A 15,726-nucleotide genomic window follows, 5' to 3' on the forward strand; every position below is an offset into this window, starting at 1 on the left:
TCGGCATCGGCATCGGCATCGGCATCGGCGCAGCCTATCGTGAATGTCGCTGAGCCAACGATGGGTCTTGGGCGATAACGCTTCATTCATGCCGAATTCGCCAGTTGCAGGGTGACGTCGTGGATCAGCCGAAGGTCGTTGAAGCGGCTGGCGCGGCTCTCCAATTGATGCAACTCAAAGGCCTTTTGCTCGCTGCGCGGCAAGCTCTGGTACTCGGCAATCACCTGGAAGAGCCAGATCTCCTCACCCCATTCCATGTCACTTTCCTGCAGGTAGGCCAGCGCACTGATGCCGGTGGGATCGGGATGGTCGATCACCGTCAGATAGAAGCTTTCCACGTCCTGCTTGAGGGCCTGTTGGCGCGCCGCCACCAGGCTCTGCTCCTCGGCTTCGGCGGGCCGTGCGGCAGCGACGGTCTGCGGCTTGTGCAGCGGCGTCGGCAACTGGTGCACGAGGTCGGTCAGTACGCGAATATCCGGCTCATGATCCACGGCCGGCGCGGCAGCAGCGATCAACGGGACGGCCTGGTTGATCAGGTCGGGCACGTCGCTGCGCCGTGCATAGTTGCCGGGAACGAAATTGGGATGCTCACGCAGAAACGCCGCCATGCCACTGATCAACCGACTGCGCGATTGCTGCTGGCGGAAGCGGGCCATCAGCTCGGTCAAACGACTCTGGACCTCCCGCAAGCTGGTGTAGTGCTGGCTGATCTGGCGCTGCAATTGACTTATCAGCAGCTTGCGCAGGGTGCCATCGCCGCCGACCAGTTCGATCAGCTCGTCGAAGTCGATCAGTTGCAGGCCATCCAGCAGGCGCACGATCTGCTTCTGGGCACGCTCGTTTTCGCGAATCTTGTCGTTCAGGCGACTGACGAAGCCGAAGTCGCTGTTGAGGCGCTGCCAGAGACTGTCGATGGCGTCGGCGAAACGTCCGTTGAGATCATCGACGGCCTGGCGCAGACGCAGCAACTGCTGCTCCTGACGCCAGTATTCGCCCTGGCTCTGGGCCTCGCGGTAGCTCTGCACCAGCGTGCGCACCAGCTCCAGGGTTTCGCCCACATCGGCGTTGACCTGGCGGCGGGTTTCGTCGGCCAGCATCTCGGCGATCAACTCGCGCACCCTGGGCGCCAGCTTGACGCCCCCCTGATCATCAGGCCGCCAGACGATGCGCGCGGCCAGCAGCCGCCGCAGCGCACTGTCGCTCAGGGCCTCCAGCGGCACTTCATCGCGACTGTAGCCCTGCATCAGGACGTCGGCGTGCTTGCCAAGCAGCGCCAGACGTTCCACGCCGGTGCCGATCAGGCGACTTTCCAGCTCATGCTCGTCGCTCACCGCAAACTCTTTCATAACAAGCTTTCCTGCGTCTGCGGGCGCTCGTCGTCGACGGGCAGGTTTTCTTCGTCGCGAATGAGCCGCACCAGATCGACGAGGTAATCGATCTTGCCGGTGACCAGATAGACCTGGCGGTCGGCATGCGGCTGCAGCAGATAGCCGTGTTCCCTGAGGCGTTTGAAGACTTGCTTCATCTGGGCGTCGAGCTGTTCGCTCTGGGAACCGAAGAAGCTGTCGCCGGCGAGACGTTCGAGCTGTTCGCGCAGGCTCTGGTTGTCCTCGCAGCGGGCACTGAGTTCGGCGGGTTTGAGCACGTCGCCAGGTGCCACCAGGGCGTCATGGCCCAGGGCTTCCTGCATCAACTGCAGCCATTCGAGCATCGGCATCAGGCTATGCAGCACCTCGCCGAGCTGCCGCGATAGCTGCTCGCGGGCCTCATCGTTGAGCTGCCGCCAGGCCAGGAAGTAGACACTGCCCTCGGCGTTGGTGGCCAAGCGGCGATTGAGCGGCCGCAAGTAAGTGTCGATCTGCTCGCGCACTTCCTCGTCTTCGAGACGCCGGAAGGCTCTATCATCGCTCACGGCGCAGACGAACTCGCCGGCCAGCAAGCGCTCCAGCAACGGACCATGTTCGATCATGACGTAACCTCCTCGGCGGTACGTTCCTGCAGGCGTTCGGCCAGGCGACTCAGACGCGGTTCGATGCGCTTCAGGCGGCGGCGACTCGGTTGCTCGGCGTCACGATCGATCAGATAGCGATTATGGAACAATAGCAAGACGTCGGACTCGGGGTTGGGAAACGCGCCGACGATATGGATGCGGTTGCTATCGCAGGCGTCGAACAGCATCTCGACATTGTGATAAGCCAGCGTACCGATCTCATCGATGGGCCAGTGAATGGCGATCTCCGATGGCCCGCGCAGCAACCGCGTGAAGGCAAGCAGGAACTTGCACAGGATCAGATAAGCCATGCCGTGACTCGAAGATTCGAGTAGCTGACGATCGCTCTTGATCACCAGGTCGGTGCCACCCTCGTTCAAGTGCAACTCGAGGCGTAACAGGCTTTCGAAACTGTATTGCTGGTCGTGGCGCAGCAGATCGACGACATCGGCCAGCGCATCCAGATAGTCATCACCGGGCAGCGTCTGGTTGGCGTTCTCCCAGTCGCGATAAAGCTGAGCGAAGCGCTTGAGTGGCTCCCAGAAGCCCAGCTCGTCGATGGTCGACTGAATGCGTACCTCGGCCTTGTTGATGCCCTCGAGGCGCAGGTCATCGGCCACTTCTTCGGACAAGCGGCGGCTCTGGGCGCTGATGCGTCGATTGAGGTCGCGGAAGACGGTGAAGAACTTGTCCAGGTCGGCCCCCAGGTTGCGCCCCTGCTGGATCAATTGCTGCTGCTGATCTTCGAGCAACTGCAGCATGCCCCGCAGCAACGGAAGCTGACGGCGCGGATCGATGCTCTGCTCGCCAGCCCCGCTTAACAGCTTGGCGCGTTCGGCTTCCAGAGTCTCGACGAAGCCCTGACTGGCGCCCTTGATCAGCTCGCTTTCGACCTGCTCGCAACCCTTGCGCAGGGTTTCCACCTCCCTGCTGCGGCTGCCCAGCGCCTGACGTGTGCGCTCGATACGTTCATGCACATCGCCCAGCGCTTCCCGGGTGGGCTCGCCGGCGGCATTCGGCGCTGAAGTAAGTCCTAGCCCATCGACCTGACCGAGCAGTGGTTTGAGAGCGTCGATGACTTCGCGTTCGCCATTGCAGCGTGCCTTAAGCGTCTTGGCGGCTTGCTGGTGCGCCACCTTGGCAGCCTGATAATCGCTGCGACACTGCTCGCGCTGGTGCTCGGCGGCCTGCTTGTCACGCGTCAGCGTCGCTTCGCGGTCGACCAGTTGCGGCTTGCGCTCGCCCCATTCGACACGCATGAAACGCGTGTAGGCATCGAGCTCTTCGCGGCGGCTTTCGGTAACGCGAATGCGCTCCTGCAAATCGCTGATGCGCTGGCGCGTCAAGCGCAGGGTTTCAGGGTCACCGCCCTGATCCTGAAGCTCCTGGTCGAAGGCCGCTTCCAGTTCCTGGCGTTGACGCTGGTGCTCGGCCTTGAAGTCTTCGAGTTGTTGCTTGTACTGATCGATGCGTGCGTCGAAGCTGGCCAGTTGGCTCTGACCATCGGCCTTGAGTTCCAAGAGTTGCGCCTGATGGGTCTCATCGAGCGTGCTCAGTGCCTCGCGCTTTTCATCGCGCAGGGCCTTGTCGGCGGCCTGCTGACTGGCCAGCGCTTCTTCGGCGACTCGCCGGCGCTCTTTCTGCTGCCGCGCATGACGCTCCTGACATTGATGTCGGGCATCCAGGGCATATTCGACTTCATCATCGGCATGCTTGAGGGCGAGACGCGCCTGGCTGAGGGGCTCCTCGGCCCCCTGCACCCGGTCATGGCAGGCCTTGAGTTGTTTCTCGGCGGCCTGAAGATCGGTTTCGGCGCGCGCTTGTTCGGCCTCGGCGACATCGATGGCAGCATTGAGGCTCGCCTCGTCGCGGGCGTGATCGGGCAGCTCGATGGCGGCAAGATCGAGTGCCACGCCGTACAGGTCGTCGTGCTCGGTGTCACCGAGCTGTGGCGAAAGATCGCGACGCTCAAGCAGTTCGGGCGCGATGATCTTGCCCAGGCGGTGCTCCCAGCCAGGGCGATGGTAACGCATGAAATAGCGCAGGCTGCCCTCGTCAGGATCGCGCTGCCGCTGGAGTTCCTGAGAGCGCTGATTCGCCCGATTGAGTTGCTGTTTGGCGCTTTCTCGCTGCTGCTCTGCCGTGTCGCGTTCGCGGCGCAGGGTTTCGTGCTCACGGCGCAAGCCTTCAAGACGACTGGCGGCAGCGTTGCGATCGCTCTGGGCCTGATCGACCCTGGACTGGGCGAGTTCCGCTTCCTGAATCTCCTCGGGCACCTGACCGGTCGAGGCAAGTTGCGCCTTGAGATCGGCCAAGCGTTCGATGCCTTGCTCGAGCCGCGTCTGATAGCCGGCGTCCAGTTCGCTGCGCTGCGTGTGGTACTGGGCTTCCAGTTCACGCTCGGACGCCCACTGCTGCTCCTGGCACGCCGACTTCTCGTCGCCCAGTTCATTGATGAGCGCCTGGATTTCATCGCTGCGCCGCGAGAGGTTATCGGCAAGCTCGCGCAGGCGACCGTCAAGGCGTGAGCGGTTGGCCGCAGAGGCTTCCTGCATCACCGCCAGATGCTCCTGCAACTGCTGGGCCTGTTCGCGCCATTGCGGCAGCTCGGCCAGGTCCCGCTCCAGGGCGGGCATATCGGCCTCGGCATACTGTTCATATTGCTGCTGCAGGTCGTTCAGGCTGCGCTGGGTGCGATCCAGCTCGCTGGCAAGCTCACTGATGCGATCGTTGAGGGTGTCGCGAGCCTGCTCGTATTCCTGCTCGCGCGCCTGAAAGGCTTCCTGCTGCGTGTTCAGCTCGGCCTCGGTGTCGGCCAGCACGCGCTCCGCGCGATGGCGATCGGCATCCAGTTGTGGCTTGAGCTGCCAGAGCGTCGCTTCCAGATCGACGATATTGCGGTCGACGTCGGCCAGTTCCGCCAGTGACTGTTGCAGCGGCTCCAGGCGCATCGACTGGCGCATCTGCGCGATCCAGTCGCGCGCCTTGGTATTGCGAATGCGGGTCACCGGCAGTTCGACGCCGTCTTCCTCGAAGATCGCCGCCAGCATGGTCTTGAGGGTGTCCATCTTGCCCTCTTTGGCATGCACCGCCGAAATCAGCTTTTCCATATGGCGGATGCGCCGCTCGGGCTTGACCAGGCTGAATTTCGCGGCGGTCTGGCGCAGCTTCAACGCCTCGCGCCGGTTACCCTGCTGCTGGGTAAAGTCGTTCTGGATCACCGCACGGTATTCAGAAGTCGCCCCGAACTTGGCCGAGAAGTCGATACCGGCGCGACGCAACCCCGCCAACCAGTCGCCGTACTCCAGCGCCACCACACCGTCCTCGCTTTCCACCAGGTAGTCTTCGGGCTGATACGGCGCAGCGACGAAGCGATATTCCAGGCCGCCCTCTTTCTTGCGCGTCAGCACGGCCTGGCAGACATTGCCTGCCTCGCGACGGTATTCGTAGATCAGATAGCTGTTGCGATGCGGCAGGTAGAAGGCATCGAACTTCATCCGTGTCTTGGGGACGACCTTGTTGGGCAGTTCGCCGTAGAAGACCGGCACCAATCGCTGAAGCGTGGTCTTGCCCGAAGCGTTGGTGCCACAGATATTGGTGTGGCCATCGACATCCAATTCGACCACGCCTTCCAGATGGCCGTGGATCATCACGATACGTAGCAGGTGGGCCATGCCGGGTCCTTGGTAGTTTGCGCTTTTTTGCAAAAGGCCATTCTACCCACCGCCGGCAGGCACAACCAAGTTGGCTCCTCCTCCACGCTTTACATTGCGAGGGGCGCCCGCTCACTCACATCGGACAGTCCCCGTTCTCTTTCTGCCCAAGCCTGCTTACAGGTCGTCGGCCCGCGGCGGTTTGCCGACGGTCACCTCACTGAGTTTCTCGTGGGACAAGCCGCGCAGCAACGCGAACATCATGGCGAACACCAGGATGAACATCGGCAGACCGACGACGGTGATGACCTGCTGCAAGGCGGTCAACCCGGCATCGCCGGCAAGCACGATCAACATGGCGGCTAGCATCCCTTCGGACACGCCCCAGAACACCCGCTGATACCAGGGGCCCGGCTCGGGCGTCCCGGTACATAGCATGTCGACCACCAGCGAAGCCGAATCCGACGAGGTGGCAAAGAATATCGCTACGATGACCACCGCCAGGCCCTGGATCAGGGTCGCCGCCGGGAAGTTCTCGAAAAAGGCGAACATCGCCAGCGGAATGCTCTCCTCCACTGCCGTAGACAGCGATCCGGCCTGCGCGCCGAGTGCCGCACGTGCATCTTCGCCGATACCGTCGATCTGCATTGCCGACCAGCCGAAGATCGCGAACCACACCAAGGTAAATATCGACGGGGCGAACAACACACCGAGTACGAATTCACGGATCGTGCGGCCGCGGGAGATACGCGCCACGAAGATGCCGATGAAAGGCGACCAGGTCACCGTCCACGCCCAATAGAAGACGGTCCACCCTCCTTGCCATCCCCAGCCTCCCTCTTCGTGGGTATATTGCGCCAACGCATCGTTCCAGAACGCCATCGGCACGATGTTGGAGACGTAGATGCCGACCGTTTCGATGATCGAGCGCAGCAGAAACACGGTCGCCCCGGTGACCAGCACGAACAGCATCAGGCCGACGGCCATGCCGATATTGATGTTGGACAGCACCCTCACGCCCTTGTCCAGACCCGCCACGATCGAACACACCGCCACCGTCGTTAGAACGGCAATGATGATGACCTTGGGCATGACGCCATTGGAGACACCGAGCAGCTCACTCAAGCCGGCATTGATCTGCTGAGTGCCCAGACCGATCGACACGGCCACACCGAACAGGGTGCCGAGAATCGCGAAGACATCCAGCGCTTTACCCAGTGGCCCGTAGATACGATCACCGATCAGCGAATAGAACACCGAGGAAAAGCGCATCGGCAGGTCATAGCGGTAGATGAAATACGCGAATGCCAACCCGGGCAGCGTGAAGATCGCCCAGGTATGCAGCCCCAGGTGATAGATCGCGAACCCCATCGCGTCGTCGGCGGCCTGTACTGAGAAGGCCTCGACATCCGGCCGCGGCGGGTTGGCGAAATGCGACATGGGTTCGGCCACCCCCCAGAACATCAGCACCGTGCCGATGCCCCCGGCAAACAGCATGGTGAACCAGGAGACGTTGCCATAAGCCGGCTTGGCGTCATTGCCACCGAGACGAATCGCACCGAAACGACTGAAGGCCACCCACAGCAGAAACACCACCCAACTGGTCACCCCGAAGATGAAAAACCAGCCGAGATTGGTGACGATCCAGGTTCGGCCGGCCCCGAAGGCAGCGCCGATGGGTTCAGGCGCCACGAGTAGAGCGACCAGAAAAACCACCATGATGCCGGCCGATACGAAGAATATCGTCGGATCGGTTTGCAGCCCGAGTCTACGCGCCAGTTTTTCCATGGGTTGTTCCTTTATCTTTTGTTGTCCTTCTAGGAATACCGTAGAAGCAGACGGGCAAGGCGTCGAATGGCACACGCCTTCCCGGCATCACCGACCCCGACGATATGCGAGAATAGGCATCTGCCAATCGCCACGCCCCCGATATCCCGGCCATACTCAGTTCTGCAGCGAGAGCGATCGATGATTCAGGAAACCTTGCAACGCGTCTTCGGCTACGCCGATTTTCGCCCCGGCCAACGCCCAGTGGTGGAAGCCGTTACCCAGGGACGTTCGGCGGCAGCCATCTTCCCTACGGGCTCCGGCAAGTCGCTGTGCTATCAGTTGCCGGCACTGCATCTGCCTCACCTGACACTGGTGGTCTCGCCGCTGCTCGCGCTGATGCAGGATCAGCTCGATTTCCTGGCGCGTCACGGCATCGCCGCGGCGAGCCTCGATTCGCGCCAGACCCGCGAGGAGGCCTCGGCGGTGATGCGTGGCGTCAAGCAAGGCGAGATCCGCATCCTGATGATCTCGGTGGAGCGCCTCAAGAACGAGCGTTTCCGTGCCTTCCTGCGCCAGGTGCCGGTGTCGCTACTGGTCGTCGACGAGGCGCACTGTCTCTCCGAATGGGGCCATAACTTTCGTCCCGACTATCTCAAGCTGCCCGACTACCAGCGCGAATTTGCCATTCCCCAGGCGCTGTTGCTCACCGCCACGGCGACGCCCCGCGTCATCGAGGATATGCGTGAAAGCTTTGCCATCGACGCCGAAGACGTCACCGCCACCGGCTTCTATCGCGCCAATCTCGAGCTCGAGGTATGGCCCACCGCCGCCGACCGACGCGCTCGCACCCTGGCCGAGTGGCTCGGCCCTCGCCTGGCGCAGACACCGCCGCAGCCGAGCATCGTGTATGTCACCTTGCAGAAGACCGCCGAACGCCTGGCCGCCTATCTCGGCAAGGCGGGCATCGACGCGCGGGCGTATCACGCCGGGCTCGATAGCCAGACCCGCGATACGCTGCAACAGGCCTTCATGAGCGGCGAGGTGAATTGCATCGTCGCCACCATCGCCTTCGGCATGGGCATCGACAAGGCCGATATCCGCAACGTGGTGCACTTCGACTTGCCCAAGTCGATCGAGAACTACAGCCAGGAGATCGGCCGCGCCGGGCGCGATGGCCAACCGTCTCAGTGCCTGATGCTGGGCGGACGCGACGCCCTCGGGGCGCTGGAAAACTTCGTCTACGGCGATACCCCGGAGCGCGACGGCATCGAACGTGTGCTGCGCGACATCAGCGATGCCGCCCCCCACGGCCAATGGGAGGTACGCCTCAACGCGCTCTCGCAGCACAGCAACATTCGGCCGCTACCGCTCAAGACGCTGCTGGTGAGGCTCGAGCTCGAAGGCATCATCGCGCCTCGCTATGCCTATTTCGCCGAGTACCGCTTCAAGTATCTGCTCGACCCAACGGCGCTGATCGAGCGTTTCAGCGGTGAGCGTCGCGACTTCGTCGCCGCGTTGATCGACGCCTCGCCCCGCGCGCGGACCTGGTGTGAGCTGGATCAGGATGCGCTGGCGGCGCTCGGCGCCGAGCGCGGCCTCGATACCTCGCGAGGTCGTGTCATCAGTGCGCTGGAGTACTTCAATGATCAGGGCTTCATCCAACTCGAAAGCAAGCAGATGACCGAGGTCTACGCCGTAATGGCCAGCGAGGTCGATGTACCCCTGCTAGCCGAACGGCTAACGGCGTATTTTCAGCACAAGGAGCGCGCCGAGATCGAACGCCTGCAGGCCATGCTGTCGTTGTTCGAGTCGACGACCTGTCTCAGCCGGCGCCTGGCCGACTATTTCGGCGACGCCAATGCGCCCGAACACTGCGGCCATTGCTCAGTGTGTCGTGGCCATGTCGCGCAGTGGCCGGCAGACACAACGCGCGCACCGCTCGACCCACGCCAGGTAGCCTCGCTGTGCGCGCCGCTGCATGAACGGCTAACCGCGCTGTCAGATGCACCGCCACCCAGTGCCGCGTTGTTCACACGCTTTCTCGCGGGGCTCACCAACCCCGTGCTGACGCGGCTCAAGGCACGCCAGCTCGAAGGCTTCGCGGCGCTGGAAGACTGGCCCTATCCGGAGATTCACGCGGCCGTGATGGCCACATCTTCGATCGAGTCGTAAATCATGTTTCGTTACGGTAGGCCCGCCCCGGCGCTGGCTTCTACACTGATATAAATCACTCGAAGGAGGCGAAAAACACCATGAGCGAGCTTGCCGAACTGAAGTGCGAAGCCTGCAGCGCCGACGCCCCCACCGTCAGCGAAGGGGAAATGCATAGCCTCGGTGCGGAGATTCCCGAGTGGCGGATCGTGGAGCGCGATGGCATCATGCAGTTGGAGCGTGAATTCACGTTCCGCAACTTCAAGCAGGCCCTGGCGTTCACCAACCAGGTGGGCGATATCGCCGAGGCAGAAGGTCATCACCCGGCGCTGACCACCGAATGGGGCAAAGTCACCGTTACCTGGTGGTCGCACAAGATCAAGGGCTTGCATCAAAACGATTTCATCATGGCCGCCAGAACCGACGAGGTAGCTCAGTCCCATGTTCGAGCAGATTGAACGCGTACCCGGGGATGCCATCCTCGGGCTTATCGAAGCCTTCAAAAAGGATCCCAATCCCCAGAAAGTCGACCTGGGGGTCGGCGTTTACCGTGACGCGCACGGCAATACGCCCGTCATGCGGGCCGTCAAGGAGGCCGAGACGCGGCTGCTGAGCAACGAGACGACCAAGAGCTATATCGGCTCGCACGGCGATCCGCGTTACGGCCAGGCGGTACTCGAACTGGTGTTGGGTAAAGATTCACCGGTGCTGATCGCCAACCGCGCCAGTGCCACGCAATCCCCCGGCGGCACGGGCGCGCTGCGTCTGGCGGCGGACTTCATCAAGTCGCAACTGCCCGGCAAGGGTATCTGGGTCTCCGATCCCACCTGGCCCAACCACTTGGGTATCTTTCATGCGGCGGGCGTCGAGCTGAAGAAGTACCCGTACGTGGACGCCGACAACCGTCTCGACTTTGACGGCATGCTGGGCGCGCTGCAGCAGATTCCCGAAGGCGATGTGGTGCTGCTGCACGCCTGCTGCCACAACCCGTCGGGCTTCGACCTGTCACGTGAGCAATGGCAACGCGTGCTGGAGGTCGTACGCGAGCGCCGCCTGCTGCCGCTGGTCGACTTCGCCTATCAAGGCTTCGGCGATGGCCTCGATGCCGACGCCTACGGGCCGCGCCTGCTGGCCGAGAATCTCGACGAAGTGCTGATCACCAGCTCGTGCTCCAAGAACTTCGGGGTCTATCGCGAGCGTACCGGCTGCATGATCATGATCGCCCGCGATGGCGAGCAGATGGAGAACGTGCGTTCGCAGATGGCCATCGTCGCCCGCGAGAACTACTCCAATCCGCCCGCCCACGGCGGCGCAGTGGTCGCCGAGATCCTCCATGACGAGGCGTTGGCCAGCGTATGGCGCGAGGAACTCACCGAGATGCGTGACCGCATCAACGGACTGCGACGCGATTTCGTGGAAGCGCTCAAGCCTTACGGGCTGGACGAACGGTTCGCCTTCATCGCCGAACAACGTGGCATGTTCTCCTACACCGGCCTGAGCCCGGAACAGGTCGACCGCCTGCGCGACGAGTTCGGCATCTACATGGTGCGCTCCGGCCGGGCCAACGTTGCCGGTCTGGCGCAGGAAAACCTGCCCTACGTGGCCAAGGCCATCGCCACCGTCGTGGGCTAAGATACGTAGGCTGACACAAAAGTCCCGGTACACAAACGCCCGCCATGCACACGCATGACGGGCATTTTATTGTGCGCTTACTTATTGACGCTCACTTCTCCTGAGCGTCGGGTAGCGTGTCCGAGCCGACTTCGTCGCGGAATGCCTCTCGCGTCACCTCACCATCACCCTCATCGAGGCGCTCGAACAAATCGAGTCGGTCGGCCTGACGTGCCTCTTCTTCGCTGAGCACACCATCCTCGTCGACATCCATCTGATCGAAGGTCACCGCATTGCGGCGTTGGTCGAGCGGAGTTTGCGCGCCGCCCTGACCGAAACTGGCCTCTTCATCGCTGACCCCGGTCGCCTTCTCGCTGACCTCGTCTGCCTCGGTCGCTTGGCCCTTCTGGTCCGCAGATATCGCGGTCTCGTCCTGGGCGAGTACCGCCCCACTCATCAACACCGAACTGCTCAATAACAACGCCAGCATGCCGGCACTTGCGGCACGCCCGCCCGAGCGAATCGTCATCGCTGCCTCCTCAATGGCTCTCATCGCACTCTCAAGAGTACCCGGTATGGATGGACCCGGTATGGATGGACCCGGTACGGATAGACCGGGTCTGATGCGAGTTTGGACAAGCGATGCGCGCAGGGATTCCCTACGGAATGGGTCACGCAGCGTAACGCGCCACACCCAGCCCCTGGGGGTCGATTTCCGGGCGACGCCCCGCCATCAGGTCGGCCAGCAAGTGCGCGCTACCGCAACTCATCGTCCAGCCCAGAGTGCCATGTCCGGTATTGAGCCACAGGTTGTCATACTGCGTGGCGCCGATGATCGGCGTCGAATCCGGCGTCATTGGTCGCAGGCCGGTCCAGAACTCGGCCTTGGCCATATCGCCGCCTTCCGGAAAGACATCCCGCACCACCATGCTGATGGTCGCGCGGCGTTTTTCCAGCAGGCTCAAATCGTAGGACGCCAACTCAGCGGTACCGCCGACGCGGATCCGGTCGTCGAAGCGCGAGATAGCCACCTTGAAGGTTTCATCCATCACCGTGGACTGTGGCGCACCACCGTCGTCGACCACCGGCAGCGTCAGGCTGTAGCCCTTGACCGGGTAGATCGGCAAGCGGATATCGAGATCCTTGACCAGCAGCGGCGAGAAACTGCCCAGGCACACCACGTACGCATCGGCGCTCAGCGCGCCTGCCGAGGTCATGACGCGTTCGACGCGACCCGCCTGACGCTCGATGCGCTGGATATCGACATTGAAGCGGAATTCGACGCCCAACTGCTGGCGGCAATAATCGGCCAGACGTTGGGTGAACAGATGGCAATCGCCGGTCTGATCGTCCGGCAGATGAAGTCCGCCCACGAACTTGCCCGGCACCCGCGCCAGCGCCGGTTCCACGGCGGTCACTTCCTGGGCATCGAGCAGCCGGTGGCGTACGCCACAATCGCTCAATACGCGCATGTCCTTGGCCACTGCCTCGACCTGGGAATCGTAACGAAAGAGCTGCAGCAGGCCGCGTTGACGATCCTCGTAGCGGATGCCCGTGTCGCGGCGCAAGGTGTCGATGCACTGCCGGCTGTACTCGGCGACACGCACCATGCGTTCCTTGTTAACGACGTAGCGCTCGGGCGTGCAGTTATTGAACATCGCCATCATGAAACGCGCCATGGCAGGATCGGCCTTAGGCTGAATCTTCAACGGCGCGTGTTCCTGAAACATCCACTTGAGCGCCTTGCGCGGGATGCCCGGGGCCGCCCAGGGCGAGGAAAAACCGAAGGAGACCTGACCGGCATTGCCATAGCTGGTCTCCATGGCGGGTCCCGCCTGGCGATCCACCACCGCGACCTCGTGCCCCTGCGATGCCAGGTAATAGGCGCTGGTGACACCGACGACACCACTGCCGAGAATGAGTACGTGCATGGCCTTCCCCTGCTTGGCGCTGATTGGATGCGAAGCGAAGCGCCAGTATAGGATGGAGAGGCTAGAAAATTATGGGGTAATCAATTTCATGACCAGATGATAGAATCGATTTTTATCCATCATCTGGTCTTTACGACTTAAAGAACGGCGTTTTCAAGTATTGCCATGGGCCGCCATACGCAGCGTCAGGGAGCGTCGGAAGATACCCCAGGCGAGACCGCCCGCCAGCACGTTGCCCAGCGCAGCTCCCCAGGCGACGCCAAAGATCCCCGACAACCAGGCGCCCACCGCCAGACACGGCAAGTAACACACGAACAAGCGCATGAAAGACAGCAGCATGGCGCGTACCGGCCAACCCAGCGCATTGGAGGCGGACACCACCAGCATGCAAAGGCCCAGCAGGCTATAGCTGGGTAGCAACCAGCGTATCAAGGTCGCGAGTTCATCGCGTATTTCCGGATTGCCCGACAAGGCGACCGCTATCCAAGGCGCCGCCAGTGCCATGACACACCCCAGCACCAGTTGCCAGATCACGGCCGTACGCGCCGCCAGCTTCATCAAGGCATCGATACGCGGCCAGTCACCGGCACCGTAACAACGTCCCAGCCAGGGCGGCAGCGACATGGTCAGCGCCAGCACCACCATCAACGAAAGCGTTTCCAGACGACTGGCCAGGCCCCAGGCCGCAACAGCGGTCTCGCCCAGTTTGGCGACGATCGAGGTCGCCAGCATCGCCGAGAGCGGCGGCATCAACTGACTGATCATCGCAGGTCCGGCAATCGCCATGAATGGCACGGCCGAGGCCCGCATTTCCTCGCGCAACCCACTACGCGCCAGCCAGTCGTGGGCCCGCAAGCGCACCACCAGAAACCAGATGCCGATGGCAAACGCCAACGCCGTCGCCCAGGCCGCGCCAGGTAGCCCCCAGCCCGACCAGTCGCCGACGCCGAAGATCAGCAAAGGGTCGAGGACCAGATTGATCAGGCTGGTCAGCACCATGAGCTTGCCGGGCAAGCGCGTATCGCCGTGCGCCCGGAACAGGCTATAGCCGAAATACAGCACCGCCCCTAGCCAGTTAGCCACCAACTGCGGGCCCCAGTAGGCGCGAATCAGCTCCCGCGTGGGGACATCGGCCCCCAGCAGCGTGAAGATCGGCGTCTGCGCAGCCCACATGATCAGCATCAGCAATGCCATCAATGCGCTTCCACCGACCAGCACCAGGCTGCCCAGGCGCCTGGCACGCGCTGTATCGCCGGCACCCAGGGTGCGCGAGATCAGCGCCGCGATGGCAATACCTAGTCCCACCTGCACGCCGATGATCAGAAACGACAGCGGAAAGGTGAAGGATTGCGCCGCGAGCGGCTGGGTGCCCAAACGGGCGATAAAAGCACTGTCGACAAGCTGAAAGCCCAGCAGCGAGAGCACACCAATGGCCATGGGCCAGGTCTGCTGCCACAGCTGGCGACGCAGCGAGGACATGGATTCCGTCACGGAAACCTCTTCATGAGTCAACGGTCAAGGTATCAAACAGGGCGCCCCCGGTATCGCTCGATACCGGGGGCGACAAGTCTAACAGGCTACTAGCAAAAAGCGCCTTCGTGAGTGATGACGATTCAGGCGTCCCACTGAGGGGCAAAATCCGGATTGGCGATGCGTTCGCCGCGATCCAGCGCATCGATGCGCGCCATCTCGTCGGCACTCAAGGTGATCGCCATCGCGTCAAGATTCGATTGCTGGTGCTCGGGCTTCGTGGACGACGGGATCACCACGATGTCGCGCGCCGCGACCCAGGCGAGTGCGATCTGCGCCGGACTCGCGCCGTGCGCCTCGGCGATGTCCTTGAGCACGGGCTCGTCCATCACCTTGCCCACCGCCAGCGGCATGAAACCGGTGACTTGCAGGCCCAGGTCGTGGCAATGCTCGACTACGGTGCGATTGGCCAGGAAGGGATGCACTTCAATCTGGTTGGTGATCAGGTGCTCGCCACCGGGGACCGAGAGCGCCTGGTCGAGCTGGGCCACCGTGAAGTTGGAGACGCCGATCTCGCGCGTGAGGCCTTTTCCGCGCGCCTGATTCAAGGCGCCGATGTAATCGGCCATCGGTACCTCGTCGCCGGGTGACGGCCAGTGCACCAACGCCAGGTCGACGTATTCGACACCGAGTTGCCGGCAGCTCTCTTCGAGACTCTCCAGCAATGCCTGCGGCTGCAATTGATCCCACCACACCTTGGTGGTCAGGAAGATCTCGTCGCGGGGCACATCGCTTTGCTTGAGCGCCTCACCCACGGCGCGCTCGTTGTCGTAAAACTTAGCGGTATCGATATGCCGGTAGCCGAGTGACAGCGCTGACATGACCGAGTCGATGACGTCTTGATCCTTGAGGCGAAAGGTCCCCAGACCAATGCGGGGCAACGTGCGTTGATTGAGCATGATGACTCCTTGTCAGATGGAAAAAGACAGCACAAAAACCCAGTTACAAGATGAAACATGGCGCCAGGCAATTTGTCGTACTTCTATCTCGCGTATCTCGCGTATCTCGCGTATCTCGCGTATCTCGCGTATCTCGCGTATCTCGCGTATCTCGCGTATTTCTAAAAGAGTTGGGGACCGTTAAATTGACT

General features: G+C 62.2%; 11 protein-coding genes. 3 read left to right on the forward strand and 8 right to left on the reverse strand.

Annotated elements, in window-relative coordinates; all coding sequences use genetic code 11:
* Positions 1–86: 86 nt before the first annotated feature.
* From L1073_RS02340 to L1073_RS02355, 4 genes are all read right to left on the reverse strand, one after another.
* Positions 87–1,346 carry a hypothetical protein gene (locus L1073_RS02340; RefSeq protein ID WP_246896635.1) on the reverse strand — a complete coding sequence of 420 codons (1,260 nt, stop codon included), beginning with the start codon at positions 1,344–1,346 and terminating at the stop codon, positions 87–89.
* A complete protein-coding gene (locus L1073_RS02345; RefSeq protein WP_246896636.1) occupies positions 1,343–1,969 on the reverse strand; it encodes a condensin complex protein MksE in 627 nt (208 codons plus the stop codon). The genes L1073_RS02340 and L1073_RS02345 overlap by 4 nt, the downstream gene beginning before the upstream one ends.
* The gene (locus L1073_RS02350) at positions 1,966–5,664 is read right to left on the reverse strand and encodes an ATP-binding protein (RefSeq protein WP_246896637.1); all 3,699 of its coding nucleotides are present in this window, start codon (positions 5,662–5,664) and stop codon (positions 1,966–1,968) included. Before L1073_RS02350 ends, L1073_RS02345 begins: the two co-directional genes overlap by 4 nt.
* A gap of 156 nt (positions 5,665–5,820) precedes the next feature.
* Entirely contained in the window at positions 5,821–7,431 is a 1,611-nt protein-coding gene (locus L1073_RS02355) for a BCCT family transporter (RefSeq protein WP_246896638.1), read from the reverse strand.
* A gap of 180 nt (positions 7,432–7,611) precedes the next feature.
* Between L1073_RS02355 and L1073_RS02360 the strand changes: the two genes are divergently transcribed.
* The 3 genes from L1073_RS02360 to L1073_RS02370 all read left to right on the forward strand — a co-directional run bounded on the left by L1073_RS02360 (position 7,612) and on the right by L1073_RS02370 (position 11,196).
* Complete coding sequence (locus L1073_RS02360; protein WP_246896639.1) at positions 7,612–9,585, forward strand: RecQ family ATP-dependent DNA helicase; 1,974 nt, start codon at positions 7,612–7,614, stop codon at positions 9,583–9,585.
* Positions 9,586–9,665: 80 nt separating this feature from the next.
* Positions 9,666–10,022, forward strand: a complete 357-nt coding sequence (locus L1073_RS02365) for a 4a-hydroxytetrahydrobiopterin dehydratase (protein ID WP_246896640.1) — start codon at positions 9,666–9,668, stop codon at positions 10,020–10,022.
* On the forward strand, positions 10,006–11,196 hold the full coding sequence (locus L1073_RS02370) for an amino acid aminotransferase (RefSeq protein WP_246896641.1): 1,191 nt from the start codon (positions 10,006–10,008) through the stop codon (positions 11,194–11,196). Before L1073_RS02365 ends, L1073_RS02370 begins: the two co-directional genes overlap by 17 nt.
* Positions 11,197–11,287: 91 nt before the next feature.
* Here the strand turns inward: L1073_RS02370 and L1073_RS02375 are convergent, their stop codons facing one another.
* From L1073_RS02375 to dkgB, 4 genes are all read right to left on the reverse strand, one after another.
* A complete protein-coding gene (locus L1073_RS02375) occupies positions 11,288–11,704 on the reverse strand; it encodes a hypothetical protein (protein WP_246896642.1) in 417 nt (138 codons plus the stop codon).
* A 142-nt stretch (positions 11,705–11,846) separates the two neighbouring features.
* Positions 11,847–13,106: a D-amino acid dehydrogenase gene (locus L1073_RS02380; RefSeq protein WP_246896643.1), complete on the reverse strand. Its 1,260-nt coding sequence runs from the start codon at positions 13,104–13,106 to the stop codon at positions 11,847–11,849.
* 153 nt (positions 13,107–13,259) lie between these two features.
* Positions 13,260–14,585 (reverse strand): MATE family efflux transporter, encoded by a 1,326-nt coding sequence (locus L1073_RS02385; RefSeq protein ID WP_246896951.1) that lies wholly within the window; start codon positions 14,583–14,585, stop codon positions 13,260–13,262.
* Between the two features lie 134 nt (positions 14,586–14,719).
* Complete coding sequence (gene dkgB, locus L1073_RS02390) at positions 14,720–15,535, reverse strand: 2,5-didehydrogluconate reductase DkgB (protein WP_246896644.1); 816 nt, start codon at positions 15,533–15,535, stop codon at positions 14,720–14,722.
* Positions 15,536–15,726: the final 191 nt, after the last annotated feature.

This window comes from Chromohalobacter nigrandesensis (genome assembly GCF_023061285.1).
Classification (GTDB): domain Bacteria; phylum Pseudomonadota; class Gammaproteobacteria; order Pseudomonadales; family Halomonadaceae; genus Chromohalobacter; species Chromohalobacter nigrandesensis.